Below are 26,429 nucleotides of genomic sequence, written 5' to 3' on the forward strand. Positions count from 1 at the left end.
GGGACACCCTGCGAGCAGGACGTCGCCGCGGAGGTAGCTGTGCCCGACAATATCTTCATCCTCGGACTCGACGAGGCGAACCTGCGACTGTTGCGCCACCTTCCCGGCGCCGAGGACTACCGGTTCCATGCCCTGCTCGATGTCGAGGAACTGCGGATCGGCTTCGCCGACTACGTCGGCTCGCTCGAGCGCGCCGAACAGCGACTGGAGTCCTTCGACGGCTCGATCGACGCGATCACCGGCTACTGGGACTTCCCCGTCACCTCGCTGGCGCCGGTGCTGTGCGAGCGGTACGGCCTGCCGCACTCCAGCCTGGAATCGATCGTCAAGTGCGAGCACAAGTACTGGAGCAGGCTGGAGCAGAGCGAGGTCATCGACGAGTACCCCCGGTTCGGTCTGCTCGACCCGTACGGCGAGCCGAAGCTGCCGCCGGGGCTGAGCTATCCGGTATGGGTCAAGCCGGTGAAGTCGGCCTCCTCGAAGTTGGCGTTCAAAGTGGACGACGAGAAGGCGCTGGCCGACGCGCTCGCCGAGATCAGGGAGGAGATCGGCAGCGTCGGCGGCCCGTTCGACGCGGTGCTGGAGCGCGTGACGCCACCGCCGCACATCGCCGAGGCGGGCGCGCAGTCGTGCGTCGTCGAGGAGGCCGTCTCGGGGGCGCAGGTGACCGTCGAGGGCTACCGGTACCACCACGAACCGCACGTCTACGGCGTCGTCGACTCGGTCTGTTACCCGGACAGCTCCAGTTTCCTGCGCTACCAGTATCCCTCGACACTGCCGCCGCACCTGCTGGAGCGCGTCAGCGAACTGTCCAAGCGCATCGTCAAGCGGGTGGGGCTGCGGTCGACCACGTTCGACATCGAGTTCTTCGTCGACACCGACACCGAGCAGGTGTGGGTACTGGAGGTCAACCCCCGGCTGTCGCAGTCGCACGCCGCGATGTTCGAGCACGTCGACGGGGTGGCCAACCACCACTGCATGGTCAGCCTCGCGCTGGGCAGGGACCCGAGGATGCCGCACCGCCAGGGCCGCTACGCCACGGCAGCCAAGTATTTCCTGCGGCACTTCACCGACGGGATCGTGCGCAGAGTTCCCACAACGGAAGAGATTGAGCTGGTCCAGCACCGGATACCCGGTACGACTGTGGACGTCGTGACGGAGGAGGGAGCCCGGCTGTCACAGCAGTACGCGAGGGACAGCTACAGCTACGAGCTCGCCAACATCCACATCGGCGCCGACAGCCAGGAAGAACTGGCGGACAAGTACGAACGGTGCGTGCAGGCACTACCGTTCGAGATCGACGAGTAGCCGAAAAGACCAGCAGGAGGGCGGCCGTGCGGACGGTGACCTCGCTTCCGTACCAGGTCCGGACCGAGCACCACGTCTGGATCCCGCTGCCGGACGGGACCCGCCTGGCCGCAAGGATCTGGCGGCCGGTGTCCTCCGACACCGACCCGGTTCCCGCGATCCTGGAGTTCATCCCCTACCGGCTGCGCGATCTCACCGCGGTGCGCGACTCGATCCATCACCCCTATCTCGCGGGCCACGGTTACGCCAGCGTGCGGGTGGACCTGCGCGGCAGCGGTGACTCCGACGGCATCCTCGCCGACGAGTACCTGGAGCAGGAACTCCTCGACGGTGAGGAGGTGTTGGCGTGGCTGGCCGAGCAACCGTGGTGCGACGGCCGAACCGGCATGATGGGCATCTCGTGGGGCGGGTTCAACGCGCTGCAGATCGCGGCGAGGCGGCCACCCAGCCTCGCCGCGATCGCGACGCTGAGTTCCAGCGACGACCGCTACGCCGACGACGTGCACTACATGGGCGGCTGCCTGCTCTCGGACAACCTGTCGTGGGCCTCGACGATGTTCGCGTACAACTCCTGCCCGCCCGACCCCGCCGTGGTGGGCGACCGCTGGCGGCGGATGTGGCGGAAGCGGCTGGAGAACTGCGAGCCGTGGCTCATCGAGTGGCTTCGCCACCAGCGTCGCGACGACTACTGGCGGCACGGCTCGGTCTGTGAGGACTACGGCGCCATCGAGTGCCCGGTGCTGGCCGTCAGCGGCTGGGCCGACGGCTACTCCAACGCGGTGTTCCGGTTGCTGGCCAACCTCGACGTGCCGCGCAAGGGGCTGATCGGGCCGTGGTCGCACAAGTACCCGCACATCGGCAAGCCAGGGCCCGCCATCGGGTTCCTGCAGGAACTCGTGCGCTGGTGGGACCACTGGCTCAAGGGCAAGGACACCGGTGTGATGGACGAACCGATGCTGCGCATCTGGATGCAGGAGAGCGAGCGGCCCGCCACCGCGTACGAGAAGCGGCCGGGACGCTGGATCGGCGAGGCCGACTGGCCGTCCCCGAACGTCGAGCAGACCACCTACACCCTGCTGCCCAACCGCATGGTCGCCGACGCCGTGCCGGACACCAAGGACGTACTGACGCTGGAGTCCCCGCTGTCGCTCGGGCAGTTCGCGGGCAAGTGGTGCTCCTACAACGCACCGCCGGACCTGCCCTACGACCAGCGGGAGGAGGACGGCGGCTCGCTGGTCTTCGACAGCGACGTCCTCACCGAGCGCGTGGAGATACTGGGGTCTCCGGTGGTGAACCTGGACCTGTCCGCCGACCGGCCGGTGGCGATGGTCACGATCCGTCTCTCGGACGTGTCGCCGGAGGGCAGGGCGACCCGTGTCAGCTACGGCCTGCTCAACCTCACCCACCGAAACGGCCACGACCGCGCGGAGCCGCTGGCTCCGGGCGAACGCTACCGCGTGAGCGTGCCGCTGAACGGGTTGGCGCAGGCGTTTCCCGCGGGGCACCGCATCAGGCTGGCGATCTCCACGTCGTACTGGCCGCTGGCGTGGCCACCACCGGAGCCGGTGCGGTTGAGTGTCTACACACCGGGCAGCGACGTGATGCTGCCGATCCGGCCCTCACGTGCCGACGAGCAGCGCTGCGAGCCGTTCGGCGAGCCCGAGGGCGCGCCGCCTCCGGCCACCACGCGGCTGAAACAGGGTGACGGCCGCTGGACGGTGTCCAGGGATCTGGTGAACTACCGCTCGGCGCTGGAAGTGGTCAAGGACCTCGGAGTGCTTCGGTTCGACGACATCGACCTGACGGTGCACCGTCGCGCCGACGAGCGCTACGAGTGGGTCGGTGACGACTTCTCCTCCGCATGCGGCCAGGTGGACTGGACCATGCGGTTCACGAGGGACGATTGGGAGGTGCGCACCGACACGCACACGACGCTGTCGTGCACGCCGACGGAGTTCCAGGTGCACGCCCGGCTGGACGCCTACGAGGGAAGCACGCGCGTGCTGTCGCGCAACTGGTACACCACCATCCCGCGCGACAACGTGTAGCGGATCAGCGCAGGGTGCGCGTCCCGTCGTCGTGTCGCCGCGTGACACCGTCGGCGTCGAGCCGCTCCAGCAGCGGCACCGCCACCCGCCGGGTGGTGTCCAGCGCCTTCCTGGCCTGGCTGACGGTGAACGGCTGCGGCAGCCCGGTCAGCACGGCCCGCGCCCGGCTCAGCGACCGCGGCGCGAGCACCACGCCCCGCGCCACGCGCAGCAGCCTGCCCGCACGCTCCGCGGCCGCGAGTTCCCTCGTGCCGAGCCCCAGCCTGCTGAGGTCGTCGGCCTCCGGCGCGTGGAACGGGCAGCTGTCCAACATGCGCTCCACCTCCCGAACGGCACGGTCGATGCGCTCGGGCAGGTTCTCGGTGGAGCCGGGGTCGCGCAGGACTCCGTCGCGCAGTTCCAGTCCGGTCTGCGGCAGCACGGCGGTCAGCACTTCGGAGGGCACTGCCAGCGTCTGCCGGAGCGAGCGCACCGGCAGACCCGAGGCGAGCGGTTCGCGGGCACGCCAGGCCGCGAACTCCTGCTTCGCCCTGCCGGGCAGCTCGGCGAGCAGCCGCTCGTCCACGGCGAACGACCCGACGCGGGAAGCGGGTGGGTGCCAGCCCAGCGCGCGCAGCCGCGACAGCGGCACCGCGCCGTGACGGCGAACATAGGCCGCCGCGACGGCGTCGTCGCGCTCGTCCAGTTCGGCTGCCCTGGCACGTGCCGCTCCCCTGCGGCGCAGCGGTGGCGGGTCCGGGTCGAGCACGTCCACCCCGGCGGGCACCCGGTGCTGGCCGGGATCGCGCAGCAGCCCGGTGTCGCCCGCCCGCAGCGGCAGCGGCGCCGCCAGCGCCAGCCGCGCCGTGTCGGTCCCGAGTGGACGGACGCGCGCCGCGACCGCGGCCGCGCCGACGTGCAGCACGAGCCCCCGGTGCACTTCGGCGCTCTTGGCGCCACGCAACCGCACGTCGACCTCGCGGGTGTGTTCCCAGGCGCCCGGGGTGAGCAGCGTGTCGCCGCGCCGCACATCACCGCGGTCGACGCCGCGCAGGTTCACCGCGACCCGCGCCACGGCATCGACCTCGTCGCGTGGTTGTCCCAGCGCCTGCAGGCCACGCACGGTCACCCTCGGCCCCGTGCCGAGCCGCAACTGCTCGCCGACACCGATGGTGCCCGCGCCGAGGGTGCCGGTGACCACGGTGCCCGCGCCCCGCACGGTGAAGGCCCGATCGATCCACAGCCGCACGTCGGCGTCGCGGTCCGGCTCCGGCAGTTCGTCCGCCAGCGCGACCAGGTGTTGGCGCAGCCGGTCGAGTCCTTCGCCGGTGCGCGCGCTCACCGCGACCGCGTGCACCCGGCCCAGCGAGGTAGCCGCGATGCGGTCCCGTGCTTGGGCCAGCACTGGCGCGGGGTCGGCGCGGTCGGCCTTGGTCACCACCAGCAGGCCGTGGCGCACACCGAACGCGTCGAGCGCGGCCAGATGCTCTCCGGACTGCGCCTGCCAGCCCTCGTCGGCGGCCACCACGAACATCGCCGCGGCCACCGGGCCGGTACCCGCGAGCATGTTCGACACGAAGCGCTCGTGGCCGGGCACGTCCACGAACGCGAGCACGTGATCCGACAACTCGGTCCAGGCGAACCCGAGGTCGACGGTGAGCCCTCGGCTGCGTTCCTCCGCCAGCCGGTCGGGCTCCATCCCGGTGAGCGCACGCACCAGCGCCGACTTGCCGTGGTCGACGTGCCCTGCCGTGGCTACGACATGCATGCCGACACCGCCTCCAGCAGGCGCTCGTCGTCGTCGGGATCGACGGTGCGCAGGTCCAGCAGGCAGCGACCCTTCTCGACCCGGCCGACGACGGGCGGTTGGCCACGGCGCAACCTCGCGGCGTGTTCGGCGGGAACGCTCACCGCGGCGCTGGGAAGTTCCACCCCCGGTGCGCCACCACCGCCGACAGCGGCCACCGAGTGGACCGCGTGCGCGTCCACTCCCCTGCGGCGCAGCGCCGAGGAGAGTTCCTCGGCACGGCCACGCAGCGCGCCCGCATCGGCCTCCAGCGCTGCCCGCACCGGCGGCGCGGGCCCGCGAAGCGTGGCCTCCAGCGCCGCCAGTGTCAGCTTGTCCACCCGCAGCGCGCGGGCGCAGGGGTGCCCGCGCAGGCGGCTCACCAGCGCGGCGTCGCCGAGCAGCAACCCGGCCTGCGGGCCGCCGAGCAGCTTGTCGCCGCTGGCTGTGACCAGTGCGGCGCCCTCGCGCAGCGCGGTCGTCGCGTCGGGTTCGTCGGGCAGCAGCGGGTCGGGGCGAAGCAGTCCTGACCCGATGTCGGCAACGACGGGCGCGTCGAGCGCCGCGAGCCGGGTGATCGGCACCTGCGCGGTGAAGCCGGTGACGCGGAAATTGGACGGGTGCACCTTCAGCACGAATGCGGTGTCCGGACCCAGTGCCTCGGCGTAGTCGGCGACGGTGGTGCGGTTGGTGGCGCCGACCTCGCGCAGCCGTGCCCCGGTGCCTTCGAGCAGGTCCGGGATGCGAAAGCCGTCGCCGATCTCGACCAGCTCTCCCCTGCTGATCACGATCTCCCTGCCCCGGGCGAGGCCCAGCGCGCACAGCAGCAGCGCGGCGGCGTTGTTGTTGACCACGTGTACGTCGGCGGCGTCGGGAACCGCGCGAGCCAGCGCGGCGAGGGCACCGCTTCCCCTTGCCGCCCTTCGGCCTTGTGCGAGGTCGAACTCGACGTCGGTGCTGCCGCCCGCCGCGTGCACGGCGTCGAGCGCGGCGGCCGACAGCGGGGCTCGGCCGAGGTTGGTGTGCACGACGACACCGGTCGCGTTGAGCACCGAGCGCAGCGAGGACGCCGTCGGCGGCAACATGGCCAGCGCGCGCTCGGCCACCTCTGCGGGGGCGATGTCCCCGCGCCGCGCGCACTGTTGGGCGGCGCTGATCACCTCCTTGACGAGGTCGGTTCCGAGCTGTTGTGCCGCCTTGGCCAGCCGTGGTTCGGCGAGCAGGGTGTCGGTGCGCGGGATGTGTCGTCGTGGATCAGTCATGCCAGGACTCCCCGAGATACGCGGGCGGGGGCGAGCACGCGCCCTGCGGTACGCGGGCATCGCCACAACCACCACAACCCGCAGCGAACCACCGCTGGTCACCACCGCGACACGGCCGCGCCCGCCACGACGACGAGCACGCACCGCGGGGAACGCGGGGGTCGCCCCCGCGATCAACAGAGCGGAGGCGAACGGGAATCGAACCCGCCAACGGCAGTGCCTGCCGTTCAACGGTTTTGAAGACCGTGCCGGTCACCAGGCCGGAAGCGCCTCCCTGTGCCACCCGGCCATCCTCGCAAGAGCGCTCGAAGTGTGCAGCGCGAGCGCAGGCCGCAACATGGTGACATGGCTTACCGACTCACCCAGTACGCCCACGGCGGCGGCTGCGCCTGCAAGATCCCGCCCGGCGAGCTCGAGGAGGTGGTGAGCGGCCTCACCGGCGCCAAACCCACCTCGCCTGCCGGGGAGTTGCTCGTGGGCCTCGACGACGGGGACGACGCGGCGGCGGTGCGCATCGACGGCTCGCGCGCGGTGCTCGCCACAACGGACTTCTTCACGCCGGTCGTGGACGATCCCTACGACTGGGGCAGGATCGCGGCGGCCAACGCGCTGTCCGACGTGTACGCGATGGGCGGCATCCCGGTGGTCGCGGTGAACCTGCTGTGCTGGCCGAGGCAGACGTTGCCGTTCGAACTCGCGGCCGAGGCGCTGGCAGGTGGCGCGCGGGTGTGCGGTGACGCGGGTTGCCACCTGGCAGGCGGGCACAGCGTGGACGACCCCGAGCCCAAGTACGGGTTGGCGGTCACCGGCACCGCCGACGCCGACCGGTTGCTGCGTAACGATTCCGGCCGTCCCGGGCTGCCGCTGTCGTTGACGAAGCCGCTCGGTGTGGGGGTGCTCAACACGCGGCACAAGGCGACGGCGGAGCGGTTCGACGAGGCGATCGAGGTGATGACGACGCTCAACGACGAGGCTTCGCGGGCCGCAGTCGGGCGAGGTATCACCTGCGCGACCGATGTCACCGGGTTCGGCCTGCTAGGTCACCTGCACAAGCTGGCGCGTGCCAGCGGGGTCACCGCGGTCGTCGACTCCGCCGCGGTGCCGCTGCTGGACGGCGCGAGGCAGGCGGTGCGTGAAGGGTTCGTGTCCGGCGGCACCAAGCGAAACCTCGACTGGGTGGCGCCGCACGCCGAACTGTCCGGGGTGGACGCTGACACCGCGTTGCTGCTCGCCGACGCGCAGACCTCAGGAGGGCTGTTGCTCGCGGGTGAGATCCCGGGGGCCACGGTGATCGGCGAACTGGTTGCGATGCGCGGCCCGACGGTGGTGGTGCGCTGAGGTTTGCCCTCGGTTGCCCCGGGAACGTCACTGGCAGCGGAGGAAAGGAGAAGCTCGTGGGGCAACAGCAGGGTGACAGGGCACTGGGCCCGAAGGGCGTGCGCGGAACCAGCAGGGGCGATCCTTCGATCGACGAGCCGCCACGGCCGATCGCCTCGGGCCTGGAGCTGCGCAGTTCGGCGTTCAGTGACGGCACGCTCATTCCGGAGCGCTACTCGCGGCAGGGCGGCAACGTGTCGCCCCCGCTGGAGTGGACGCAGGTGCCCGACGGCACCGAGGAACTCGCTCTGGTGTGTGAGGACCCTGACGCGCCCGGCGGCGACTTCACGCACTGGGTGGTCACCAACCTTTCGCCCGAGTCGTCCGGCATCGAGGAGGACCGGCTGCCGCGCGAGGCGGCGCCGGGCCGCAACGGTTTCGGCGACATCGGCTGGGCGGGGCCGCAGCCCCCGGTGGGCGACGACGCGCACCGCTACTTCTTCCGGCTCTACGCCGTCGACCGCCCACTCGGGCTGGGCGAGGGGGTGACCGCCGAGGACGTGCGGGCGGCCGTGGACGGCCACACCCTGGCGACCGGGAACCTGGTGGGCCTGTTCGCCCGCTGACGCGCGGCCGCAGTGTCTTGGCCCGCGGTTGTCAGCCGGGCGCGGGCTCCAGGTGCACGACCTTGGTCGCGGTCAGTTCGTCGAGCAGTTCGGGACCGTAGCCGTAGCCCTGGCCGCTGGCCCGCCTCGGCTGGGCCGCACCGCCGGGCGCGCCGCCGAACACGGCGTTGACCTTCACCGTGCCGACGTCGAGGTGCCGCCAGGCCCGTTGCGCGTTGTCCATGGAGCGGGTGAGCACGGTGGCGGCAAGGCCGTAGCGGTCGTCGCCTGCCTCCGCGAGTGCCTGCTCGAAATCGGCCACCTCACGCACCGGCGCCACCGGACCGAACGTCTCCTCGCGCATGAGCCGCATGCTTGGTTCGCAGCCGGACAGCACGGTCGCCGGGTACAGCGTTCCGGGCTCGCCGGGTAGCACGCCGCCCGCCCGCAGCCGGGCGCCCGCCGCGACGGCGTCGGTCACGTGCTCGTGCACCTTGTCGCGGTGCCTGGCGTCGACCAGCGGCAGCAGGCCGAGCCGGTCGGCGCGGGCGGTGAGCGCGGCCAGGAACGGCTCGGCCAGCGCGCGGTGGACGTAGATGCGCTCCACCGCGACACAGATCTGTCCGCTGTTGGCGAACGCGCCCGTGGCGGCCTGCTCGGCGGCCCATTCCGGGTCCACCCCGGCGTCGACGAGCAGCGGGTCGTTGCCACCGTTTTCCAGCAGCACCTTGGCTCCGGTTTCCGCTGCCGCCCTCGCGATGGCCCGGCCGGTCTCGCTGCTGCCGACGTGGGCGATGACGTCGATGTCGGGGCTGGAGGTGATCCACCTGCCGACGGAGCCGTCTCCGGCCAGGCAGTTCAGCACGCCTTCCGGGAAGTGCGGGACCAGCAATTCACCCAGCAGCAGTCCGGTGTGCGGGCACCGTTCGCTCGGCTTGTGCACCACGGTGTTGCCCGTCACCAGCGCCGCGCCGAGCAGCCCGCAGGCCACGGCGACGGGATCGTTCCACGGCGTCAGCACGGCGACCACGCCACGGGGCTGCGGCACCATCAGATCGGTGGCATGCACCTCTCCCAGCAGCGTCTTGCCCCGGTGGACCGGTCCGAGTTCGGCGTACTGCTCCAGTGTCGCGGCACCGGCGAGCACACCGGCCCTCGCCTCGTCGAGCGGTTTGCCCGTCTCCAACTGGTTGACGCGGGCGAGGTCGTCGACTCGGTCGCGCACCGCTGCCGCCGCCGCACGCAAGCCCGCCGCCCGGTCGGTCGCGGGGGTCCGGGCCCACAGTGCCCTGGCGGCTGCGGCCGAGGCCACAGCGGCCGCGACGTCGGCCTCCCGCGCCGCCGCTATACGGCCGACCACGGTGCCGTCCGCGGGGTTGTCGATGCGGATACCGTGCGGGTCGTCCGGCGCGGCTGCGGGCAGGTCGAGTTGTACGGCGAGATCGGTCATGGCACGCACCTCCTGCCGGCGAGGGTGATCCGCGTACCGCTTCGGTAAACGTGCCCTCGCCGGGCAGGTGGTACGCCGTCAGGTACGGGCGTACTCCTGGCTCACCGCGTTCGGCCCGTTGTAGGTGCGGTCCGGCAGTGCACGCAGATGTTCGAGTACCTCCTCGTCGGCACCCTTGGAACGGGCGTGTTCCACCAACTGCTCGCGGGTGCACGGGTAGTCCACCCCGGACAGGTACTTCTGCATCTGGATGGGGTTCGGCGCGGACATGCTCTCACCTCCAGATCCACGCATACCCCCCAGCAGCCAGGGGTAACCGCACCCGGTGGATGTCGACATCGACCGGTTGCTGCGCACAGCCATGCGAGTCAGCAACGTGTTGCGTGCCGAAGGGGTCCCCTTCGCGCTGGCGGGCGGATGCGCGATCTACGCGCTCGGCGGCCCTGCCTCGGAGCACGACGTCGACGTCTTCCTCACCAAGGAGGACACTCCCGTGGCGCGCAAGGCGCTCGTGGCCGCCGGGATGCGCGCGGTCGACCCGCCGGAGGACTGGCTGGTCAAGGTCTACGACGGGGACTGCCTGGTGGACCTGATCTTTCGACCCAACCAGCGCCAGGTGACCACGGACCTGCTGGCCATGGCGACCGAGACGCGGGTGGGTGCCACCACGGCGCCCGTGCTGCCCGCGACCGAGCTGGTGATCGACAAGCTGCTCGTGCTCGGTGAGCATCGCTGCGACTTCACACCGTTGCTGCCGGTGACGCGGGCGTTGCGGGAGCAGGTCGACTGGGCGCGGGTGGCACGGGAGACGGGCTGCTCGGCCTACGCCAGGGCGCTGCTCTCGCTGCTGGCCGAGCTGGGTGTGGTGAGCGCGCGGGAACTGGCGAGCACGGAAGGAGGCATCGATGCGCGACGCGGAGGAGCCTGAGCCGCCGCAGTACCGCGCCGCCCGGCTGCACAGGGTGCTGGCAGAGGACGCGCGCACGGCCGAGCTCGGGGTGCAGGTCACGGTGCGGGGGCAGGACGTGTACCTGACCGGGACCGTGTCGTCCCCCGGCCGCAGGGAGGAACTGGACAAGGTGCTGCGCGAACTGGAGCCGGAGGCGAAGCTGCACAACGACGTGCGCGTGGTCGAGTCGGGCGAGCCGGGAGAGCCGGAGGTGCTGCGATGATCAGGATCGCGGCTGTCGGAGACGTCCACCTCGGCGAGGACGCCCGCGGCAGGCTGCGGCCCGCGTTGCGGCGGCTGCCCGAACACGCCGACGTGCTGCTATTGGCGGGAGACCTGACCAGGCACGGCACGGTGCAGGAGGCGAAAGTGGTCGCCGACGAGTTCCGCGACCTCGGCGTGCCGGTGGTGGCCGTGCTGGGCAACCACGACCACCACGCCGAAGCGGTACCCGAACTGACCGAGGTGCTCACCGAGGCCGGTGTGCAGGTGCTTGAGGGTGACGGTGTCGTGCTGTCCGTCGGCGGCGCACGGCTGGGCGTGGCGGGGGTGAAGGGCTTCGGCGGGGGCTTCGCGGGGCGCTGCGCCAGCGCGTTCGGCGAACGTGAGATGAAGGACTTCGTCGGCCATACCGTCGACGTGGCGGCCAAGCTGCGTTCGGCGCTGGATTCGCTGGACTGCGACGAGCGGGTCGCGCTGACCCACTACTCGCCGACCCCGGAGACGTTGCGCGGCGAGCCGCCGGAGATTCACCCGTTCCTCGGCGCCTACCAGCTCGGTGAGGCGGTGGACGCCACCGGCACCGACCTGGCGCTGCACGGTCACGCCCACCTCGGCTGCGAGCACGGGGTAACGCCCGGCGGGGTCCGGGTGCGCAACGTGGCTCAGCCGGTGATCCGTTCGGCGTTCGCGGTGTACTGCCTGCGGGACGGGGCGGGCGGCTGCGACTGAGCGCGTGGCCCGCTGGTTCAGCGGCCGGGTCCGGCTTCCACGATGCGGTCGATGCGCTCGGCCAGCTGGATGTCGGGCTCGGTGACGGCCGCCCGGCCGGTGCGCAGCGTGAACCGAACCCCGCCTTGGACGCGTTCGACGTGCGCGTGGTCGTTGGCCGCGCGAGCCTCGCGTTCCACCCTGTTCACCAGCGGTGTGACGGCTTCTTCGGGCAGCAGCACGGTGCGGCTGATGCCGGTGTGGTCGCCCTCCCATCCGGTGAGGCCGCGCAATGCCGTGGCGACCTCTTCCTCGGAGAGTTCGGTGGGCACCTCGGCGCGCACACTGCGCGCCCGCTGCGGTGGCTGTCCACCCGCGTCGAGGAGGTCGATGAGATCGGAGTCCAGCCGCTCCCGCAGCCGCTCGACCACGTCCGCGTCGGTGTCGCGCAGCCCGTCCACCACCGCCTTCGCCAGGTAGCGCGCTCGCTCCTGCGTGGTGTGCAGCCGTTGCGCCACCTCGATGACGAGGTCGGAGCCGCTTCTGTGCTCCCGCTGCCCCGGCACGAGCACCGCCTCGTCGAGGCTTCCCGGCAGTTCACTGGCCAGGGCGCGGCGGTCGGCGGGGTCGAGCGAGTGCGCGGCCGTGCTGAGCACCGCGGTGGTGGTGTCACGTGCCTGCTCGGCGGTCTCCAACGCGCCGCGGCGGCGTACGGAGTCGACGAGCTCGGAGTACTTCACCAACGTCGGCCTCCTTCCTGGTCCGGGCAACCGGCGAGTACCCGCTCGGGGCGGGCCTATTCGCGGGTTTCGCCGCGTACCGGCACGGGAAGGCTCGTGCTGCGACGACAAAGGGAGCGCCGATGACGACCAGCGTTGTGTGCGAGGGCGACCGGGATTCCCCCACCGTGCTGGTGCTCGACCCGGCCCCGCAAACCGATCACGGCGAACTGCCGCGTGCCTGGCGGGAGTTGAGTGAGCGGCGCCGCATCGTGTGGTGCAGGCTGGCTGCCGCTGAGGCGCTGGCCGAGGCCGACCGGCTGCTCGCCGACCCGGACGCGCTGGGCAGGCCCATCGACGTCGTCACAGGGCCCGGGGCGGACGAGCGGGTCCAGGCGTTGCTGAACCGCCACGCGGGCCCGGTGCGCGCGCTGCTGCTGGTCGATCCTGCCCGGCAGGACTGGGTGGGCGAGGCCGCCCTCGGCATCACGGTCCGCACGGTGGGCTCGGCCGGGAAGGCCGGACGGACGGCGAGGCCGCTGCACCGCGCCGATGTGCGCACCGACGTCGAGTCGGCCATCGCCGAACTCGACGCCGACTCGGCTCTGCCCGCTCCGGACAAGGCACAAGGAGGAGCATGACTCACCACGAGCGCGACGACCTGCCGTTGCCCGACTACGACCACCTGCCGGTGCCCGCGCTTCGCGAACGCATCCGGTCGCTGACCGCCGAGGAGATCGAGCGGTTGCTGGCCTACGAGCACGCCCATGCCGACCGGTTGCCGGTGGTCACCGCGATGCGTGCCCGGCTGGAACAGCTGGAGCAGGGCGCCACGCCGACCTCGGGTGACCACAGCATCCGGCCGGAACAGTCACCGCCGACTCGCGGCGGCTCGCAGGTCGGCACCGACACCACCGCCGAGGCGGTAAACCCGCCGCCGCACGGTGTTCCAGCGCAGCCGGCCAAGCCCAAGGGCGACCGGGGCGGCTGATTCCCGCGGCCGTCGGTGGTTCAGGTTCCGAAGATGCCGACGGCGGCCGCCTCGGCGTCCGCACTCGCCCCGTCGGGGCTGTCGGGGTCGTCGGGGTTGTCAGGGTTGTCAGGGTTGTCGGAACCGCGGGCACCTTGGGCGCTGCCGGCGTCACCGGCGCCCGCCGCGTGCTGCCCCGGCGCGGCCGTGGGGTCGCCGGCTTCGTCCGGCGATGCGGGCGACGGCTCGGGGTCGGGCTCGGGTTCCTCGCACACCACCCTCGGTTGCCCCCGGTAGACCACGGTGCGCTTCTCACGACGGATCTCGGCACCGGTGTCGGCATCGCGGATGATGCGGGTGTCGGTGGTGGTGAACCCGCTGGTTCCCGAACTCGGTGAGCACTCCGCCTCGGGCAGCACCGTCGTGGGTGGCGCGGTGTAGTTGAACCGGCCACCGGTGACCGACTCGACCTCGTAGCGTTTGGTTCCCCACAACCTGACCGTGATGTCGGAGGGCGTCCACCTGGTCTGGATCACCACACCGGTCGGCGCGTCGTTGGTGAACTTCAGATCGATCACGCTGCTGCCGTCCGGGTTCTGGAAGACCGTGGCCTCCCTGCCCTGCGGGTAGCGGCTGATGTAGTAACTGTGTTCGGTGTGCTCGGTGTCGCGCATTCCCGCGAAGTAGGCGGCGTTGTACAGCGTTGTCGCGAACTGCGAGATTCCGCCGCCGACGGCGCGCCCCGGCTTGCCGCCCGAGATGATGCCCGCGTAAACGTAGCCTTGCTCCAGGCCACGCGGGCCGGTGTGGCCGTTGAGGCTGAAGGTCTGCCCCGGCTTCACGACCGCGCCGTTGACCTCCTGCGCCACCCGCCGGATGTTGATGCCGGAGTCGTAGGCGAACCCGCCGGTGGTGAACTCCCCGATGACCTCCACGATGCCGAGTTCGTGAGCCTCCGATGTGGTCAGTTCCGCCGGGCGTTCGGCGTAGCGGACGCCGACCTGGCGTTGTTCGCCGCCGCGCAACACCGGCAGCAGATCCTTCGCCAGCGCCTGCCAGTCGACGGTGCGGCCCGGCTGTGACGGCCGCACCGTCACCTGGTCGCCCTCGAACTCGAATCCGGCGTCGCGGCCGGGTTTCTCGGTGTCGGCGAGCCGGGGGCCGAGCGATTCGGTGAGTGCCTCGGCGTCCACCGCGGCCTGCAGCGAGCCGGAGCGGTCGACGTCGAAGTGCAGCGCTTGGGCGATCTGTCGTGGCGAGAGCGAGACGTCCTTGCCGTCGGCGTGCACGGTCACCGGCCCTGACACCGCGGGTTCGGCGATGCGTCGCAGCGCGGCACGGACGGAATCGGGCGTGCTGCGCACGGGCACGGTGGTCACCGGCAGCCGCAGTGGTCCCGGGGAGACCCAGTGCCGCAGGACGAGCTCGCGGGTCTTCGCGCGGTCGAGCCTCCTGCCCGGCGCGGGGTCGACCGCGACGGGCCGGATGCCGTCGAAGCGCACGTCACCTTCGCGGGCCTGCCGGTCGACGACCGCGGCGAGCCGCCGCAACTCGGAGTCGAACCGGCCCTGGTCGGCGTGTGACACCACACCGATCTCCCTGCGGGTGAACAGTGAAGCGAGCCGGGCGAAGGGGTTCAACGGCTGCTCGGTGGCACGGTCGAGCGTGGCTTCCCAGTCCAGGCTCAGCCGTGCCGTCCCCGGGTCGATGGTGTGCCGGACATCGGCCGCTCGCAGCCGCACCGGCCTTCGCGTTCGGGGTTCGAGGGTTTCGCGCAGGCGCAGCTCGGCTTCGGCGCGGTCAAGACCGCCGACGTCGACGCCCGCGACCACGGTGCCGCGCGCGACGTCGCCCTGGCTGAGGAGCACGTCGCCCGCGTAGAGCAGGAGCGATCCGGCGAACACGGCGCAGGCGGCCATCGCCGGTGCCCGCCACGGGTTTCGCCGGTCGAACAGCGAACGCAACGAAGCCAGGACGGAAGCGACCCTGCCGCTGCCCGCGTCGCGGGCCGTCGCGGCACCGGCACCGGCACCGGCCTCGGCGTCAGCGTCGGCGCCGGCCTCGGTGTCGCGATCCGGCGCGGATTCGCCGCCGGAGTGGGCGTCCTGCTCGCCGTCGCGGACAGGGTCCTCGGTGCTGGCCGCGTGCGGCGGTTCGGTGGAGTCGTTGTCGTCGAACAAGGCTTCCCCGGCTGGTCACGTGGTACGGCGGCGCGAGCTGGCCGGGCCAAGCTACACCACGGTGTTTCGGTGCCCGCCTGCCACGCGGGGAGGTCACTTTTGGGTGTCGATCGGGCGCAGGCTCGGTCTCGGCTCGATCGACCGGGCCCGCTCAGCCCAGGTTCGCGGTGGCCGTGGTAGCGGTGGTCGTGGCCGGCGAGCCGCTGTCCGCGTCGCCGTCCGACTGCCCCGGCACGAACAGCAACTCCGCGACCAGAATGCCCACGGCGACGGCCGCGAGCACGGCCAGCGCAGCCACGGCGAGCCGGGCGCGGGAGTTGCCGCCGGAAGGCGCTCCCGCGGCGGGAGCCCCGGGCCTCGGAGCGGGCGCCATCGCCGGTGCCATCGACGGCGGTGGCGGGGCGAGCGGTCCCGGCCGCAGGTCCAGCCTGGTCGAACCCGGGCGGTGCGCCGCCTGCGCGTTGGCGGGCACGGGCCCCTGGCTCGGCGGCATCGGGCTCGCGGGCATGGTCGGCGGCTCGGTGGCGACCGGCTGGGCGATTGGCTGCACCTGGGGCTGCTGCACCTGGGGCTGCGGGTTCTGGACTTGCGGGCTTGGGCCTTGCGGATTGTGAGGCTGATGGCCCTGCGGTTGGGCGCCGGATGGTGGCGAGGGCGGGTTGTGCCCGTCGGCCACGGCCCGCAAGGCCTGCTCGACCTGCGCCATCGTGGGGCGCGCGGTCGGCTCGCTGTTCAGCATCCATCCCAGTGGCGCGGTGAGCGGGCCCGCCTGGCGCGGTGGAACCACGCGGCCGGTGGCCACGGCGTGCAGCATGGCGATCTCGTTGCCGTCCGCGCTGTCGAAAGGCGGCCTGCCCTCGACTGCGGCGTACAGGGTGGCGGCCAGTGAGAACACGTCCGAGGCGGGGCCGGGGTCGGCACCGCGGGCGGCCTCCGGGGACAGGAACGCCGGAGTGCCCGCGAGCAGGCCGGTGCTGGTCACGGTGACGTCGCCCGCGGCACGCGAGATGCCGAAGTCGGTGATCTTGGCCGTGCCGTCCTCGCCGAGCAGGATGTTGCCCGGCTTCACGTCGCGGTGAATCACGCCCGCGGCGTGGGCGGCTGCCAGCGCCGTGGCCACCTGCGCGCCGATGCGGGCGATCTCCACCGGCGGCAGCGTGCCCCGCTCCTCCAGCACAGCGGACAGGCTGCGCGAGGGGAGGTACTCCATCACCAGCACCGGGTGCCCGTCGTGCTCGGCCACGTTGTACACGGAGATGGCGTGCGGGTGTTGCAGCCTGGCGGCGATACGGCCCTCGCGGAACGCTCGTTGCCTCGCCTTCTCCGTCTCCACCTCGTTCAGTCCGGGCGGCAACAGCAGTTGCTTGACGGCCACCGTGCGGTCCAGCCGCTCGTCCACCGCGCGCCAGACGATCCCCATCGCGCCGCTGCCGATCCGGCTCTTCAACCGGTAGCGTCCCTCGACCAGCGGCTCCCCGCCCTCACTCACCTGTGGGCCTCCCTTGCACGCGCGACAGCCTAGAGCCTGCCCTGCTGCAGGCGCCGCATGCCAGGGGGTATCGGGCGTTCCAGCCGTTCAGCCGGATCGGGCGACGCGGGACAGCGCGGCGATGTCGGCGGGTGGAACCCGGCAGCAACCGCCCACCGCCGTGACACCCCGCGCATACCAGCTCGCCGCCTCGTCGGCGCGGAAGCGGGAGGTGCCGGTCCACCGGCCTACCTCCGGGTCCCAGCCCTGGCCGCTGTTCGGATAGGCGAGCACCGGCTTCCCTGTGGTCTCACCGGCGATGGCGACGGCGTCGGCGACCTCCTCGGGGGCGCAGCAGTTCACGCCGACCGCGACGATGTCGGGCCTGCCCGCGACGACCGCGAAGGCCTCCTCCAGCGGCTGGCCCGCGCGGGTTCGGCCGCCGTCGACCGTGTAGGACAGCCACGCGGGCATCCCCACGGACTCCAGAGCGTCCAGCAGTGCCTCGGCCTCTTCGACGTCGGGCACGGTCTCCAGCGCGAGCAGGTCCGGCTCGGCCTCGGCGAGCACGTCCAGCCGGGGCCGGTGGAACGCGGCCAACTTCTGGCGGCTCACCCCGTATCGGCCCCGGTACTCCGAGCCGTCGGCGAGCACGGCCCCGTACGGCCCCACCGAGGCGGCGACCCAGCGCGGCACGTCGTCGCTGACCTGGTCGCGCGCGCGTTTGGCGAGTTCCACGCTGCGGCGCAGCAGCGCGGCGGCCTGCCCCGGCCCGATACCGCGCGCGGCGAACCCGGTGAAGCTGGCCTGGTAGCTCGCCGTGGTGGCGACATTGGCGCCCGCTCGAAAGAACGCGCGATGAGCCGAGACGACCTCCTCGGGCGCGTCGGCGAGCAGTCGCGCCGACCACAGCGCGTCGGAGAGATCGTGCCCGCGTGCCTCGAGTTCGGTCGCGACGCCGCCGTCCAGCACGATCCGCTGTCGTTCCCACACGTCATCAGCGTATGTGAACTCCCGGCCGAGTTGACCCGAGCGCGCATCGCCCGCCTCCGACATACGCCGCCCGCCGCCCGGCCCTCGCCACCGCGTCCCCGCGCCCAGGAACGCGGAACTCGCAGGTGGCAACGCGGAACTCGCGGGCGGCAACGGGGAACTCGCGGGCGGCAACGCGGAACTCGCGGGCGGCAACGCGGAACTCGCGGGCAGCAACGGGGGACTCGCGGTTGTGGGTCGGCAGCCTTTAGCACACAGGCGATCCGCCACCCGCCGACGCCGGGCGGTGCCCGTGCCGCAGGGCGCGGGCCATATTGTGTGCCGCGGCAAGCGGAGGTGAGAGTGCCCGACGTCGACTACTACGAACTGCTTGGCGTCCGGCCGGACGCGACGGCTGCGGAGATCAAGTCGGCGTACCGCGCGCTCGCGCGGTCGATGCATCCCGACACCGGTGGAACGGCGGGCACGTTCCGGTTGCTGCGCGAGGCCTACGAGACACTGGGCGATCCGCAGCGGCGCGCCGAGTACGACAATGCCCTGTACGACGGCGCCCAGTACGACAGCGAGTACGAGACCGAGTACGAGACCGAGTACGAGACCGAGTACGACACCGGGTACGACGCCGACGAGCCCGGCGGCGAGCCGGACGAGGACGGGCCCGCCGAACCCGGTTTCCGCACCACCGGCAGCACCGGGGCGGGCGGTGCCGCGGCGGCCACCCGGACCCGGCGCTCGCGGTACCGGGCACGGCCGGGCCAGTTCGGCGAGGACCCCGCCTTCGTGCCCGACACCCCGCGGCTGCCCGTCGCGACGATCCCGTGGTGGCACCGCGTCGACGACACCGCCAGGGTGCACTACGCCCAGCCCGGCACCGCAGGCCACGCCCCCACGGTGGCGGCGCTGCTCGGCGTGGTGCTGGCGGCGCTGCCACTGTTGTTGCCGCTGGACCTCTCCCCCGTGCCGCTCGTGGGCTGCCTCCTCCTGCTGGCCGCCGCGCTCACGGCCGCCTCGCTGCTCGGCAGGCGAGCGCTGGCGGCACATCGGCAGCTGCGCGCCTTCCGCGACGAATTCGGTGGCACCGCGGTGTTCGGCCGGCCGGGCACCGAAACCGACCAGGTGGCCGAGCGGCTCACCGCCGACCTGCTCGCCAGCTACCTCACCAGGCTGCCCGGCGTGCGGGTGTTCCACGGGCTGGCCTGGCCCGACTCGGTGTTCGCCGACGTGGACCACGCCGTGCTGTGCGGGCGCAGGCTCGTGCTCGTCGAGTCGAAGCTGTGGCTGCCCGGCCACTACAGCACCGATTCCTCCGGCACGTTGCTGCGCAACGGGCACCGGTTTCGCGGCGGCGGCACCCGACTGGCCGAAAGCGTCGAACGCTTCCGGCGGCTGCTGCCGCAGGTGGAGGTCCGAGGCGCGCTGGTGCTCTACCCCAGCAGGGCGGGAGAGCTCACCACCGAGCCGGACACCGGCGCGGAGATCCCCGCGATGACACCGCAGCGGTTCGTCCGCGAACTGGGCGCCTGGCTGGCGGTGGAGCCAGCGACCGTCGACCGCGGCGTGTTCCGCACCGTGCTCGGCCAGGTGGTCGGCTGAGTTCGTCAGCGCCCCTCCGCGCCCCTCGATGTCCTTCGGCGTCCTTGCGCGTCCTTCGGCGCCCCTCGATGTCCTTCGGCGTCCTTCCGCCCCCTCCGCGCCCCTCGGCATACTTCGAACGCCCTTCCAGCGCCATCCGACGCCCTCGACCGCCCCTCGACCGCCCCCGACGGCTTCCGACGGCTTCCCTTCCGACCAGGTCGGACCCGCCCGCTTTGACGGGTTCACGACACCGCCGCCGGTAGCGTGCGCGCGTACCGACCACGGCATGGGAGGAGCCGATGCCCCAGCGAAACCCGAGTCCAGGCACCGCGTTGCTGCCCGCGGCCGGCCTGTTCGCGTTACTGAGCGGTGCGGTGCTGCTGGGATTGCTGCACCTGCTGCCCTCCAGCGACGGGATCGACCCGGTACGGCGCACCATCAGCGAGTACGCGCTCGGCCCCGACAAGTGGCTGTTCGACCTCTCGGTACTGCTCGTGGCCGCTGGCTCGGCCGCGGCGTTCGGCACGCTCGTCGCACGAGGGCTGGTTCGCGCGGTCTCGACCACCACCGTGTTCGGCGGCCTGTGGGTGGTTGGACTGCTGACGGTCACCGTGTTCGAGAAGACCGACTGGTCGGTGGGGCCGAGCCTGGGCGGAACCATTCACAGGTACGCCAGCATCGTGGCGTTCGTGGCGCTGCCGCTGGCCGTGCTCAGCTGTGCGGGCGCGGCCCTGCCCGCCTCGCGCGCACTGCGCGGGCTGGCGAGGCTGCTGGCGATCACGTCACTGCTGTGGTTCGCGGTGATCCTCGGCGCAGTGGCGCTGATGCTCGCCGGTGGCCAGCCGTGGTGGCGGGCGATCCCGCTCGGCCTGGTCGAGCGGTTCCTTGCCGGTGGCGAGGTACTCGCCCTCACGGTGCTGCTGTGCGGCTCGTTGCGTCCGGCGAACAGTTGCCCAAATCCGCCCCCTCACCTGATACCTTCCTAAGCGAACGCTTACTAGGCGAGGAGGTATCACGTGACGGACTCCCCTTCCCGTGTCGCGATCGTCACCGGAGCAGGCCGAGGCATCGGCGCGGCCATTGCCAGGCGGCTGTCCTCGGACGGCTTCGCGGTCGGGCTGCTGGACCTCGACGAGGCCGGCGCCAAGGCGGGCGCGGAGGCGATCACCGCCGACGGCGGCCGCGCGGTGGGCATCGGTCTGGACGTCAGCGACGCCGAGCAGGTCGACGCGGCGGTCAAGGCGGTCGCCGAGCAACTCGGCGCACCGACGGTGCTGGTCAACAACGCGGGCATCACGCGGGACAACCTGCTGTTCAAGATGAGCGAGGGCGACTGGGACTCGGTCATGAACGTGCACCTGCGCGGGTCGTTCCTGATGAGCAGGGCCGCGCAGCAGCACATGACCGAGCAGGGCTGGGGCCGCATCGTCAACCTCTCCAGCGTGTCCGCGCTTGGCAACCGGGGCCAGGCCAACTACTCCACCGCCAAGGCGGGCCTGCAGGGATTCACCAAGACTCTGGCCATCGAGCTGGGCAAGTTCGGGGTGACCGTGAACGCGATCGCCCCCGGCTTCATCGTCACCGACATGACCGCCGCCACCGCGGAGCGGGTCGGGATGCCGTTCGAGGAGTTCCAGAAGGCAGCCGCGCAGGAGATCCCGGTGCGCAGGGTCGGCCAGCCCGAAGACATCGCGGGCGTGGTGTCGTTCCTGGTCAGCGACGACGCTTCGTTCGTGTCCGGCCAGGTCATCTACGTCGCCGGGGGGCCGAAGGCATGACCGGCACGCGGGTGTTCTCCGGACTCGACGAGTTCGCGGCCGCGGTCGGCGAGTCACTCGGCACCAGCCAGTGGCACACCGTGACCCAGCAGCAGGTCGACACCTTCGCCGACGCCACGGGCGACCACCAGTGGATCCACGTCGACCCCGAGCGCGCCGCGAAGGGTCCCTTCGGCGCCCCGATCGCCCACGGCTACCTGACCCTGTCGCTGATCCCCATGCTGGGCAAGGACGTCTACCACGTCGAGGGCCTGCGCATGGGAATCAACTACGGGCTCAACAAGGTGCGGTTCCCGCAGCCGGTGAAGGTCGGCTCCCGGATCAGGGCAGGCGCCGAACTGGTCTCGGTCAGCGACGCCTCGCAGGGCAAGCAGGCGGTGGTCAGGTGGACCATCGAGATCGAAGGCGAGGCCAAGCCCGCCTGTGTGGCCGAAACGGTCGTGGTGCTGGTGCCCTGAGCCGGGCACGGCCCAACACACAGCGGTCACCGGCACGGGCGGGGGCGGCCGCACATCGCGGCGACCGCGGTCGCCTCGCCCGCACCCCGCCCATCGACGAGGAGGTCAGATGAGCAACGAGGACCCACCGGGCCTCGACCTTGAGCGGCTGCGCACCCACCTCGAACGCGAGCTACCCGGCCTCGTGGCAGGGCCGCTGAACGCTCAGGTGGTGGAGGGCGGCCGGTCCAACCTGACATACGTGGTCAGCGACGGCACCAACCGCTGGGTGGTGCGCCGCCCGCCACTGGGGCACGTGCTGCCGACGGCCCACGACATGGGGCGCGAGCACAAGGTGCTGAGCGCGCTGGGGCCCACGGCGGTTCCGGTTCCGCCCACCCGGTTGCTGTGCACGGACGAGTCGGTGATCGGCGCGCCGTTCTACGTGATGGATTTCGTGGAGGGCACGCCCTACCGCAAGGCCGAGGAGCTGGCCGCGCTCGGCGAGCGGCGCACCCGCCACATCGCCGACGCACTGATCGACACGCTCGGCGATCTGCATGCCGTGGACTTCGTCTCGGTTGGCCTTTCCGACTTCGGCAGGCCGGAAGGCTACCTGGAGCGGCAGCTGCGGCGGTGGAAGAAGCAGCTCGACGCCTCCCGCAGCCGTGACCTGCCCGGCATCGAGACGCTGCACGAACGCCTCGCGGCCAGGTTGCCCGCCTCCGGCAGTCCGACGATCGTGCACGGCGACTACCGCCTCGACAACGTGCTGGTGGGGTCGGACGATCAGATCAAGGCCGTGCTGGACTGGGAGATGTCCACGCTCGGCGACCCGCTCACCGACCTGGCGCTGCTCATCGCCTACGCCCAGCTCAGCACGCTGGACGTCGGCGTCGTCAGCAACGTCAGCGCCGCGCCGGGGTACCCGGCGGCCGACGAGGTCATCACCCGCTACACCCAGCGCAGCGGCCGCGACGTCTCGGCTCTCAACTGGTACGTGGCGTTCGCCTTCTTCAAGCTCGCGGTGATCCTCGAGGGCATCTACTACCGGTTCAGCCAGGGCAAGACCGTCGGTGAGGGATTCGAGGCCATCGGCGACGGCGTGCCACCGCTGGTGGCGCACGGCAACGCCACCTTGAAGGAGGACTGATGGATTTCGACTTCGACTCCACGACCGAGGAGCACCGGCAACGGCTGCAGTCGTTCATGGCCGAGCACGTCTACCCGGCCGAACCGGTGCTTGCCGAGCAGACGCGTGACAAGGCCGACCCGTGGCAGGTACCTCCTGTCGTCACCGAACTCAGAGCAGCGGCTCGCAAGCGCGGACTGTGGAACTTCTTCCTGCCGGGTGAACTCGGCGCGGGGCTGACCAACCTGCAGTACGCCCCGCTGGCCGAGATCACCGGCCGCAGCCCGCAACTGGCGCCCGCCGCGATCAACTGCGCCGCGCCCGACACCGGAAACATGGAGTTGCTGGCCGAGTTCGGCAACGAGCAGCAGAAGCAGCGGTGGCTGCGGCCGCTGCTGGACGGCGAGATCCGCTCCGCCTTCGCCATGACCGAGCCGGAGGTCGCCTCCTCCGACGCCACCAACATCGCCACCCGCATCCGGCGAGACGGTGACGACTACGTCATCAACGGGCGCAAGTGGTTCATCACCGGAGCGATGAACCCCAACTGCCGCGTGCTCATCGTGATGGGCAAGACCGACCCGGACGCACCGCCGCACCGCCAGCAGAGCATGATCCTCGTACCCCGGGACACCCCGGGTGTCCACATCAGACGCGGCATGAGCGTCTTCGGGTTCGACGACAGCGACCATGGTGGGCACGCCGAGATCGTGTTCGACGACGCGCGGGTTCCCGCCGAGAACCTGATCGACGAGGAGGGCTCCGGCTTCGCCATCGCGCAGGCCAGGCTCGGTCCCGGCCGCATCCACCACTGCATGCGGCTGATCGGGATGGCAGAGCGTGCCATCGAGTTGATGTGCGAGCGCGCGGTGTCCAGGGTGGCCTTCGGCAAGCCGCTCGCCGAACAGGGCGTGATCCGGGAGTGGATCGCCGAGTCGCGGGTGCGCGTCGAGCAGTTGCGGCTGCTGGTGCTGAAGACGGCCTGGCTGATGGACAAGGTGGGCAACAGGGGCGCCCACACCGAGATCCAGGCGATCAAGATCGCCACTCCCGCGTCGGTGGAGTGGATCATCGACAAGGCCATCCAGACCCACGGTGCCGCAGGCGTCAGCCAGGACTTCCTGCTGGCCGGACTGTGGGCGTCGGCACGGATGCTGCGGCTGGCCGACGGCCCCGACGAGGTACACAAACGTTCGATGGCCCGGCGAGAACTCAAGAGGTACCAGTCATGACCGACCCCGCCGTGGACGCGACCGAACTGCGCGATCGCGTCAAGACGCTGCTCGAGGAGCACGACCCGGCCACCACCGACCGCATGGAGTTCCTGCGCGCCCGGTTCGACGCCGGGCTGGCGTGGGTGCACTTCCCGCCCGGGCTCGGCGGGCTGGGTGCGCCAAGGGAGCTGCAGTCCGTGGTGGAGGCCGAACTGGCCGCCGCGGGCGCTCCGGACAACAACCCGCGCCGGATCGGTATCGGTCTCGGCATGGCCGCCCCCACCATCCTCCGCTTCGGCACCGACGAGCAGAAACGCCGCTTCCTTGGTCCGTTGTGGACCGGTGAGGAGGTGTGGTGCCAGCTGTTCAGCGAGCCCGGCGCGGGCTCGGACCTGGCGGCGCTGGCGACGAGGGCGGTCAGGGACGGCGACGAGTGGGTGGTCAACGGCCAGAAGGTATGGACCTCCACCGCGCACACCGCCCGCTGGGCGATCCTGGTGACCCGTACCGACCCCGACGTGCCCAAGCATCAGGGCATGACGTACTTCGTGTGCGACATGACGCACCCCGGTGTGGAGGTCCGGCCGCTGCGGCAGATCACCGGCGAGGCCGAGTTCAACGAGGTGTTCCTCACCGACGTGCGCGTTCCCGACTCGCACCGGCTCGGCGAGGTCGGCGAGGGCTGGAAGGTCGCGCAGACCACGCTGATGAACGAGCGGGTCGCCATCGGCGGCAACGCGATGCCCCGCGAGGGCGGCATGCTCGGCAAGGTCACCGCCACCTGGCGGGCACGCCCCGAGTTACGCACTCCCGACCTGCACGAGCGGCTGCTGCGGCTGTGGGTGGAGACCGAGGCGTTCCGGCTCGCGGGCGCCAGGCTGCGCCAGCAGCTGGCCGTGGGCTCGCCCGGCCCGGAGGGCTCGGGCATGAAGCTGGCGTTCGCCCGGCTTTCGCAGGCGCTTTCGGGGCTGGAGCTGGAGTTGCTCGGCGACGAAGGGCTGCGCTACGACGACTGGACCATGCGCAGGCCGGAACTGGTCGACTTCCTCGGCAGGCACGCCGGTTACCGCTACCTGCGCGCGAAGGGCAACTCGATCGAGGGCGGCACCTCGGAGATCCTGCGCAACATCATCGCCGAGCGCGTGCTGGGGTTGCCGTCGGAGCCGCGTGTCGACAAGGACGTACCGTGGAAGGACCTGCCGCGATGAGCACGCCGAACCTGCTGTACTCCGATGTGGAGACCGACCTGCGCGCCAGCGTGCGGGATCTGCTCGCCGACCGGTGCGAGCCCTCGACGCTGCTGGCGCGGGTGGAGAGCGAGCAGCCCTACGATCCGGCGCTGTGGCGCACGCTCAGCGCGGAGCTCGGCCTCGGCGGGCTGCACGTGCCCGAGGAACTGGGCGGGCAGGGCGCTTCCACCCGGGAGACCGCGCTGGTGCTCGAGGAGCTGGGAAGGGCCGTCGCGCCGGTGCCGTTCCTCGGTAGCGCCGTGCTGGCGACGTCGGTGCTGCTGCGCGCCGACACCTCGACCGAACCGGTGGCCGCGTTGCTGCGCAGGCTCGCCGGTGGCGAGGCGACCGCCGCGCTCGCCGTGCCGATGTCCTCGGCGGCGGGTTCGGCGTTCCCGTCCTCGGTGCGGGTGGGCGCCGACGGTTCACTCGACGGCGCGGTCGCCACCGTGGCCGACGCGGCGGTGGCCGACGTGCTCGTGGTGCCCGCCACCGGCGACGAAGGGCCCGGTCTGTACGAAGTGGACACCTCTGCCGCCGGGGTGGAGGTGGCGGACGTGGTGCCGCTGGACCTGACCCGGCGGGTCGCGGACGTGACGCTGCGCCGGGCTCCCGCCCGGTTGCTGGCCGGACCGCGGCTGGCGGTCCCGGCACTGGAGCACGGGCTGCTCGTCGGCGCGGGACTGCTGGCCTCCGAGCAACTCGGGGTGGCGCAGTGGTGCCTCGACGAGACGGTGAGCTACCTGAAGGGCCGATACCAGTTCGGCCGCCCGGTCGGGTCGTTCCAGGCGCTCAAGCACCGCATCGCCGACCGGTGGCTGGAACTGGTTGCCGCGCGGGCCGCGGCCCGCTACGCCGCCGACGTGCTGGCCACCGGCGGGGAGGACGCGGGTGTGGCGGTGGCGGTCGCGCAGTCGTACTGCGCGGGCGTGGCCGTGCACGCTGCGGAGGAATGCGTCCAGTTGCACGGCGGCATCGGAATGACCTGGGAACACCCGGCGCACCTCTATCTCAAGCGCGCCAAGGCCGACGAGATCACCCTCGGCGCGCCGGGACGGCACCGCGCCACCCTGGCCGGGCTCGTCGACCTGCCCGGCTGA

25 protein-coding genes and 1 tRNA gene are annotated in these 26,429 nt (G+C 71.7%); 17 read left to right on the forward strand and 9 right to left on the reverse strand.

Going from position 1 to position 26,429, the window contains the following annotated elements:
- The first annotated feature begins 39 nt into the window (after window positions 1-39).
- On the forward strand, window positions 40-1,308 hold the full coding sequence (locus tag SACMADRAFT_RS15660; protein ID WP_009154807.1) for an ATP-grasp domain-containing protein: 1,269 nt from the start codon (window positions 40-42) through the stop codon (window positions 1,306-1,308).
- A gap of 26 nt (window positions 1,309-1,334) precedes the next feature.
- The gene (locus tag SACMADRAFT_RS15665; RefSeq protein WP_009154808.1) at window positions 1,335-3,356 is read left to right on the forward strand and encodes a CocE/NonD family hydrolase; all 2,022 of its coding nucleotides are present in this window, start codon (window positions 1,335-1,337) and stop codon (window positions 3,354-3,356) included.
- A 4-nt stretch (window positions 3,357-3,360) separates the two neighbouring features.
- On the opposite strand, the gene selB is transcribed toward SACMADRAFT_RS15665, so the two are convergent.
- The 3 genes from selB to SACMADRAFT_RS15680 form a co-directional block, all read right to left on the reverse strand.
- Window positions 3,361-5,103 (reverse strand): selenocysteine-specific translation elongation factor, encoded by a 1,743-nt coding sequence (gene selB / locus SACMADRAFT_RS15670; protein WP_009154809.1) that lies wholly within the window; start codon window positions 5,101-5,103, stop codon window positions 3,361-3,363.
- Window positions 5,091-6,383, reverse strand: coding sequence for an L-seryl-tRNA(Sec) selenium transferase (gene selA, locus SACMADRAFT_RS15675; protein ID WP_009154810.1), 1,293 nt, complete (start codon window positions 6,381-6,383; stop codon window positions 5,091-5,093). Before selA ends, selB begins: the two co-directional genes overlap by 13 nt.
- Before the next feature lie 182 nt (window positions 6,384-6,565).
- Window positions 6,566-6,657 (reverse strand) — tRNA-Sec (locus SACMADRAFT_RS15680).
- Window positions 6,658-6,728: 71 nt separating this feature from the next.
- Here SACMADRAFT_RS15680 and selD point away from each other — a divergent pair.
- Together selD and SACMADRAFT_RS15690 are read left to right on the forward strand one after the other, a co-directional pair.
- Entirely contained in the window at window positions 6,729-7,721 is a 993-nt protein-coding gene (gene selD / locus SACMADRAFT_RS15685; RefSeq protein ID WP_009154811.1) for a selenide, water dikinase SelD, read from the forward strand.
- 56 nt (window positions 7,722-7,777) lie between these two features.
- Complete coding sequence (locus tag SACMADRAFT_RS15690) at window positions 7,778-8,326, forward strand: YbhB/YbcL family Raf kinase inhibitor-like protein (protein ID WP_009154812.1); 549 nt, start codon at window positions 7,778-7,780, stop codon at window positions 8,324-8,326.
- Window positions 8,327-8,357: 31 nt separating this feature from the next.
- Here SACMADRAFT_RS15690 and SACMADRAFT_RS15695 read toward each other — a convergent pair whose 3' ends face one another.
- Window positions 8,358-9,755 (reverse strand): aldehyde dehydrogenase family protein, encoded by a 1,398-nt coding sequence (locus SACMADRAFT_RS15695; RefSeq protein ID WP_009154813.1) that lies wholly within the window; start codon window positions 9,753-9,755, stop codon window positions 8,358-8,360.
- A gap of 78 nt (window positions 9,756-9,833) precedes the next feature.
- Window positions 9,834-10,025 carry a DUF2795 domain-containing protein gene (locus SACMADRAFT_RS15700; protein WP_009154814.1) on the reverse strand — a complete coding sequence of 64 codons (192 nt, stop codon included), beginning with the start codon at window positions 10,023-10,025 and terminating at the stop codon, window positions 9,834-9,836.
- Between the two features lie 55 nt (window positions 10,026-10,080).
- On the opposite strand from SACMADRAFT_RS15700, the gene SACMADRAFT_RS15705 reads away from it, so the two are divergent.
- Genes SACMADRAFT_RS15705 through SACMADRAFT_RS15715 form a run of 3 tightly spaced genes read left to right on the forward strand, consistent with a single transcriptional unit; the run spans window position 10,081 to window position 11,655 of the window.
- Window positions 10,081-10,683: a nucleotidyltransferase family protein gene (locus SACMADRAFT_RS15705; RefSeq protein WP_009154815.1), complete on the forward strand. Its 603-nt coding sequence runs from the start codon at window positions 10,081-10,083 to the stop codon at window positions 10,681-10,683.
- Complete coding sequence (locus SACMADRAFT_RS15710) at window positions 10,661-10,927, forward strand: BON domain-containing protein (RefSeq protein WP_009154816.1); 267 nt, start codon at window positions 10,661-10,663, stop codon at window positions 10,925-10,927. The genes SACMADRAFT_RS15705 and SACMADRAFT_RS15710 overlap by 23 nt, the downstream gene beginning before the upstream one ends.
- Window positions 10,924-11,655, forward strand: coding sequence for a metallophosphoesterase family protein (locus tag SACMADRAFT_RS15715; protein ID WP_009154817.1), 732 nt, complete (start codon window positions 10,924-10,926; stop codon window positions 11,653-11,655). Before SACMADRAFT_RS15710 ends, SACMADRAFT_RS15715 begins: the two co-directional genes overlap by 4 nt.
- A gap of 17 nt (window positions 11,656-11,672) precedes the next feature.
- Here SACMADRAFT_RS15715 and SACMADRAFT_RS15720 read toward each other — a convergent pair whose 3' ends face one another.
- Window positions 11,673-12,374 (reverse strand): DUF2267 domain-containing protein, encoded by a 702-nt coding sequence (locus tag SACMADRAFT_RS15720; protein ID WP_009154818.1) that lies wholly within the window; start codon window positions 12,372-12,374, stop codon window positions 11,673-11,675.
- Window positions 12,375-12,496: 122 nt separating this feature from the next.
- Between SACMADRAFT_RS15720 and SACMADRAFT_RS15725 the strand changes: the two genes are divergently transcribed.
- Together SACMADRAFT_RS15725 and SACMADRAFT_RS15730 are read left to right on the forward strand one after the other, a co-directional pair.
- Window positions 12,497-12,994, forward strand: coding sequence for a hypothetical protein (locus SACMADRAFT_RS15725; protein ID WP_009154819.1), 498 nt, complete (start codon window positions 12,497-12,499; stop codon window positions 12,992-12,994).
- Window positions 12,991-13,344, forward strand: a complete 354-nt coding sequence (locus tag SACMADRAFT_RS15730) for a hypothetical protein (RefSeq protein ID WP_009154820.1) — start codon at window positions 12,991-12,993, stop codon at window positions 13,342-13,344. The genes SACMADRAFT_RS15725 and SACMADRAFT_RS15730 overlap by 4 nt, the downstream gene beginning before the upstream one ends.
- Before the next feature lie 20 nt (window positions 13,345-13,364).
- On the opposite strand, the gene SACMADRAFT_RS15735 is transcribed toward SACMADRAFT_RS15730, so the two are convergent.
- The 3 genes from SACMADRAFT_RS15735 to mmuM all read right to left on the reverse strand — a co-directional run bounded on the left by SACMADRAFT_RS15735 (window position 13,365) and on the right by mmuM (window position 18,027).
- Window positions 13,365-15,503, reverse strand: a complete 2,139-nt coding sequence (locus tag SACMADRAFT_RS15735) for a VanW family protein (RefSeq protein ID WP_009154821.1) — start codon at window positions 15,501-15,503, stop codon at window positions 13,365-13,367.
- 151 nt (window positions 15,504-15,654) lie between these two features.
- Complete coding sequence (locus SACMADRAFT_RS15740; RefSeq protein ID WP_009154822.1) at window positions 15,655-16,992, reverse strand: serine/threonine-protein kinase; 1,338 nt, start codon at window positions 16,990-16,992, stop codon at window positions 15,655-15,657.
- Between the two features lie 87 nt (window positions 16,993-17,079).
- A complete protein-coding gene (mmuM, locus tag SACMADRAFT_RS15745; protein WP_009154823.1) occupies window positions 17,080-18,027 on the reverse strand; it encodes a homocysteine S-methyltransferase in 948 nt (315 codons plus the stop codon).
- A 279-nt stretch (window positions 18,028-18,306) separates the two neighbouring features.
- Here mmuM and SACMADRAFT_RS15750 point away from each other — a divergent pair, with 279 nt between their 5' ends.
- From SACMADRAFT_RS15750 to SACMADRAFT_RS15785, 8 genes are all read left to right on the forward strand, one after another.
- On the forward strand, window positions 18,307-19,557 hold the full coding sequence (locus tag SACMADRAFT_RS15750) for a J domain-containing protein (protein ID WP_009154824.1): 1,251 nt from the start codon (window positions 18,307-18,309) through the stop codon (window positions 19,555-19,557).
- Window positions 19,558-19,838: 281 nt separating this feature from the next.
- Window positions 19,839-20,525 (forward strand): DUF998 domain-containing protein, encoded by a 687-nt coding sequence (locus SACMADRAFT_RS15755; protein ID WP_009154825.1) that lies wholly within the window; start codon window positions 19,839-19,841, stop codon window positions 20,523-20,525.
- Between the two features lie 30 nt (window positions 20,526-20,555).
- Window positions 20,556-21,317 carry a 3-oxoacyl-ACP reductase FabG gene (gene fabG, locus SACMADRAFT_RS15760; protein ID WP_009154826.1) on the forward strand — a complete coding sequence of 254 codons (762 nt, stop codon included), beginning with the start codon at window positions 20,556-20,558 and terminating at the stop codon, window positions 21,315-21,317.
- Window positions 21,314-21,775, forward strand: coding sequence for a MaoC family dehydratase (locus SACMADRAFT_RS15765; RefSeq protein ID WP_009154827.1), 462 nt, complete (start codon window positions 21,314-21,316; stop codon window positions 21,773-21,775). Before fabG ends, SACMADRAFT_RS15765 begins: the two co-directional genes overlap by 4 nt.
- Before the next feature lie 109 nt (window positions 21,776-21,884).
- On the forward strand, window positions 21,885-22,907 hold the full coding sequence (locus SACMADRAFT_RS15770; RefSeq protein WP_009154828.1) for a phosphotransferase family protein: 1,023 nt from the start codon (window positions 21,885-21,887) through the stop codon (window positions 22,905-22,907).
- Window positions 22,907-24,118: an acyl-CoA dehydrogenase family protein gene (locus SACMADRAFT_RS15775; protein ID WP_009154829.1), complete on the forward strand. Its 1,212-nt coding sequence runs from the start codon at window positions 22,907-22,909 to the stop codon at window positions 24,116-24,118. Before SACMADRAFT_RS15770 ends, SACMADRAFT_RS15775 begins: the two co-directional genes overlap by 1 nt.
- The gene (locus tag SACMADRAFT_RS15780; RefSeq protein ID WP_009154830.1) at window positions 24,115-25,308 is read left to right on the forward strand and encodes an acyl-CoA dehydrogenase family protein; all 1,194 of its coding nucleotides are present in this window, start codon (window positions 24,115-24,117) and stop codon (window positions 25,306-25,308) included. Before SACMADRAFT_RS15775 ends, SACMADRAFT_RS15780 begins: the two co-directional genes overlap by 4 nt.
- Complete coding sequence (locus tag SACMADRAFT_RS15785) at window positions 25,305-26,429, forward strand: acyl-CoA dehydrogenase family protein (protein ID WP_009154831.1); 1,125 nt, start codon at window positions 25,305-25,307, stop codon at window positions 26,427-26,429. Before SACMADRAFT_RS15780 ends, SACMADRAFT_RS15785 begins: the two co-directional genes overlap by 4 nt.

Source organism: Saccharomonospora marina XMU15, from assembly GCF_000244955.1.
Lineage (GTDB): Bacteria > Actinomycetota > Actinomycetes > Mycobacteriales > Pseudonocardiaceae > Saccharomonospora_A > Saccharomonospora_A marina.

What these genes read in the sequence shown, in the direction of transcription:
- SACMADRAFT_RS15785 (WP_009154831.1), top strand. Translation starts at nt 25,305, where the DNA reads ATGAGCACGCCGAACCTGCTGTACTCCGATGTGGAGACCGACCTGCGC.
- selA (WP_009154810.1), bottom strand. Translation starts at nt 6,383, where the DNA reads ATGACTGATCCACGACGACACATCCCGCGCACCGACACCCTGCTCGCC.
- SACMADRAFT_RS15715 (WP_009154817.1), top strand. Translation starts at nt 10,924, where the DNA reads ATGATCAGGATCGCGGCTGTCGGAGACGTCCACCTCGGCGAGGACGCC.
- SACMADRAFT_RS15780 (WP_009154830.1), top strand. Translation starts at nt 24,115, where the DNA reads ATGACCGACCCCGCCGTGGACGCGACCGAACTGCGCGATCGCGTCAAG.
- SACMADRAFT_RS15725 (WP_009154819.1), top strand. Translation starts at nt 12,497, where the DNA reads ATGACGACCAGCGTTGTGTGCGAGGGCGACCGGGATTCCCCCACCGTG.
- SACMADRAFT_RS15730 (WP_009154820.1), top strand. Translation starts at nt 12,991, where the DNA reads ATGACTCACCACGAGCGCGACGACCTGCCGTTGCCCGACTACGACCAC.
- SACMADRAFT_RS15695 (WP_009154813.1), bottom strand. Translation starts at nt 9,755, where the DNA reads ATGACCGATCTCGCCGTACAACTCGACCTGCCCGCAGCCGCGCCGGAC.
- SACMADRAFT_RS15755 (WP_009154825.1), top strand. Translation starts at nt 19,839, where the DNA reads ATGCCCCAGCGAAACCCGAGTCCAGGCACCGCGTTGCTGCCCGCGGCC.
- selD (WP_009154811.1), top strand. Translation starts at nt 6,729, where the DNA reads ATGGCTTACCGACTCACCCAGTACGCCCACGGCGGCGGCTGCGCCTGC.
- mmuM (WP_009154823.1), bottom strand. Translation starts at nt 18,027, where the DNA reads ATGTCGGAGGCGGGCGATGCGCGCTCGGGTCAACTCGGCCGGGAGTTC.
- SACMADRAFT_RS15765 (WP_009154827.1), top strand. Translation starts at nt 21,314, where the DNA reads ATGACCGGCACGCGGGTGTTCTCCGGACTCGACGAGTTCGCGGCCGCG.
- SACMADRAFT_RS15710 (WP_009154816.1), top strand. Translation starts at nt 10,661, where the DNA reads ATGCGCGACGCGGAGGAGCCTGAGCCGCCGCAGTACCGCGCCGCCCGG.
- selB (WP_009154809.1), bottom strand. Translation starts at nt 5,103, where the DNA reads ATGCATGTCGTAGCCACGGCAGGGCACGTCGACCACGGCAAGTCGGCG.
- SACMADRAFT_RS15770 (WP_009154828.1), top strand. Translation starts at nt 21,885, where the DNA reads ATGAGCAACGAGGACCCACCGGGCCTCGACCTTGAGCGGCTGCGCACC.
- SACMADRAFT_RS15700 (WP_009154814.1), bottom strand. Translation starts at nt 10,025, where the DNA reads ATGTCCGCGCCGAACCCCATCCAGATGCAGAAGTACCTGTCCGGGGTG.
- SACMADRAFT_RS15775 (WP_009154829.1), top strand. Translation starts at nt 22,907, where the DNA reads ATGGATTTCGACTTCGACTCCACGACCGAGGAGCACCGGCAACGGCTG.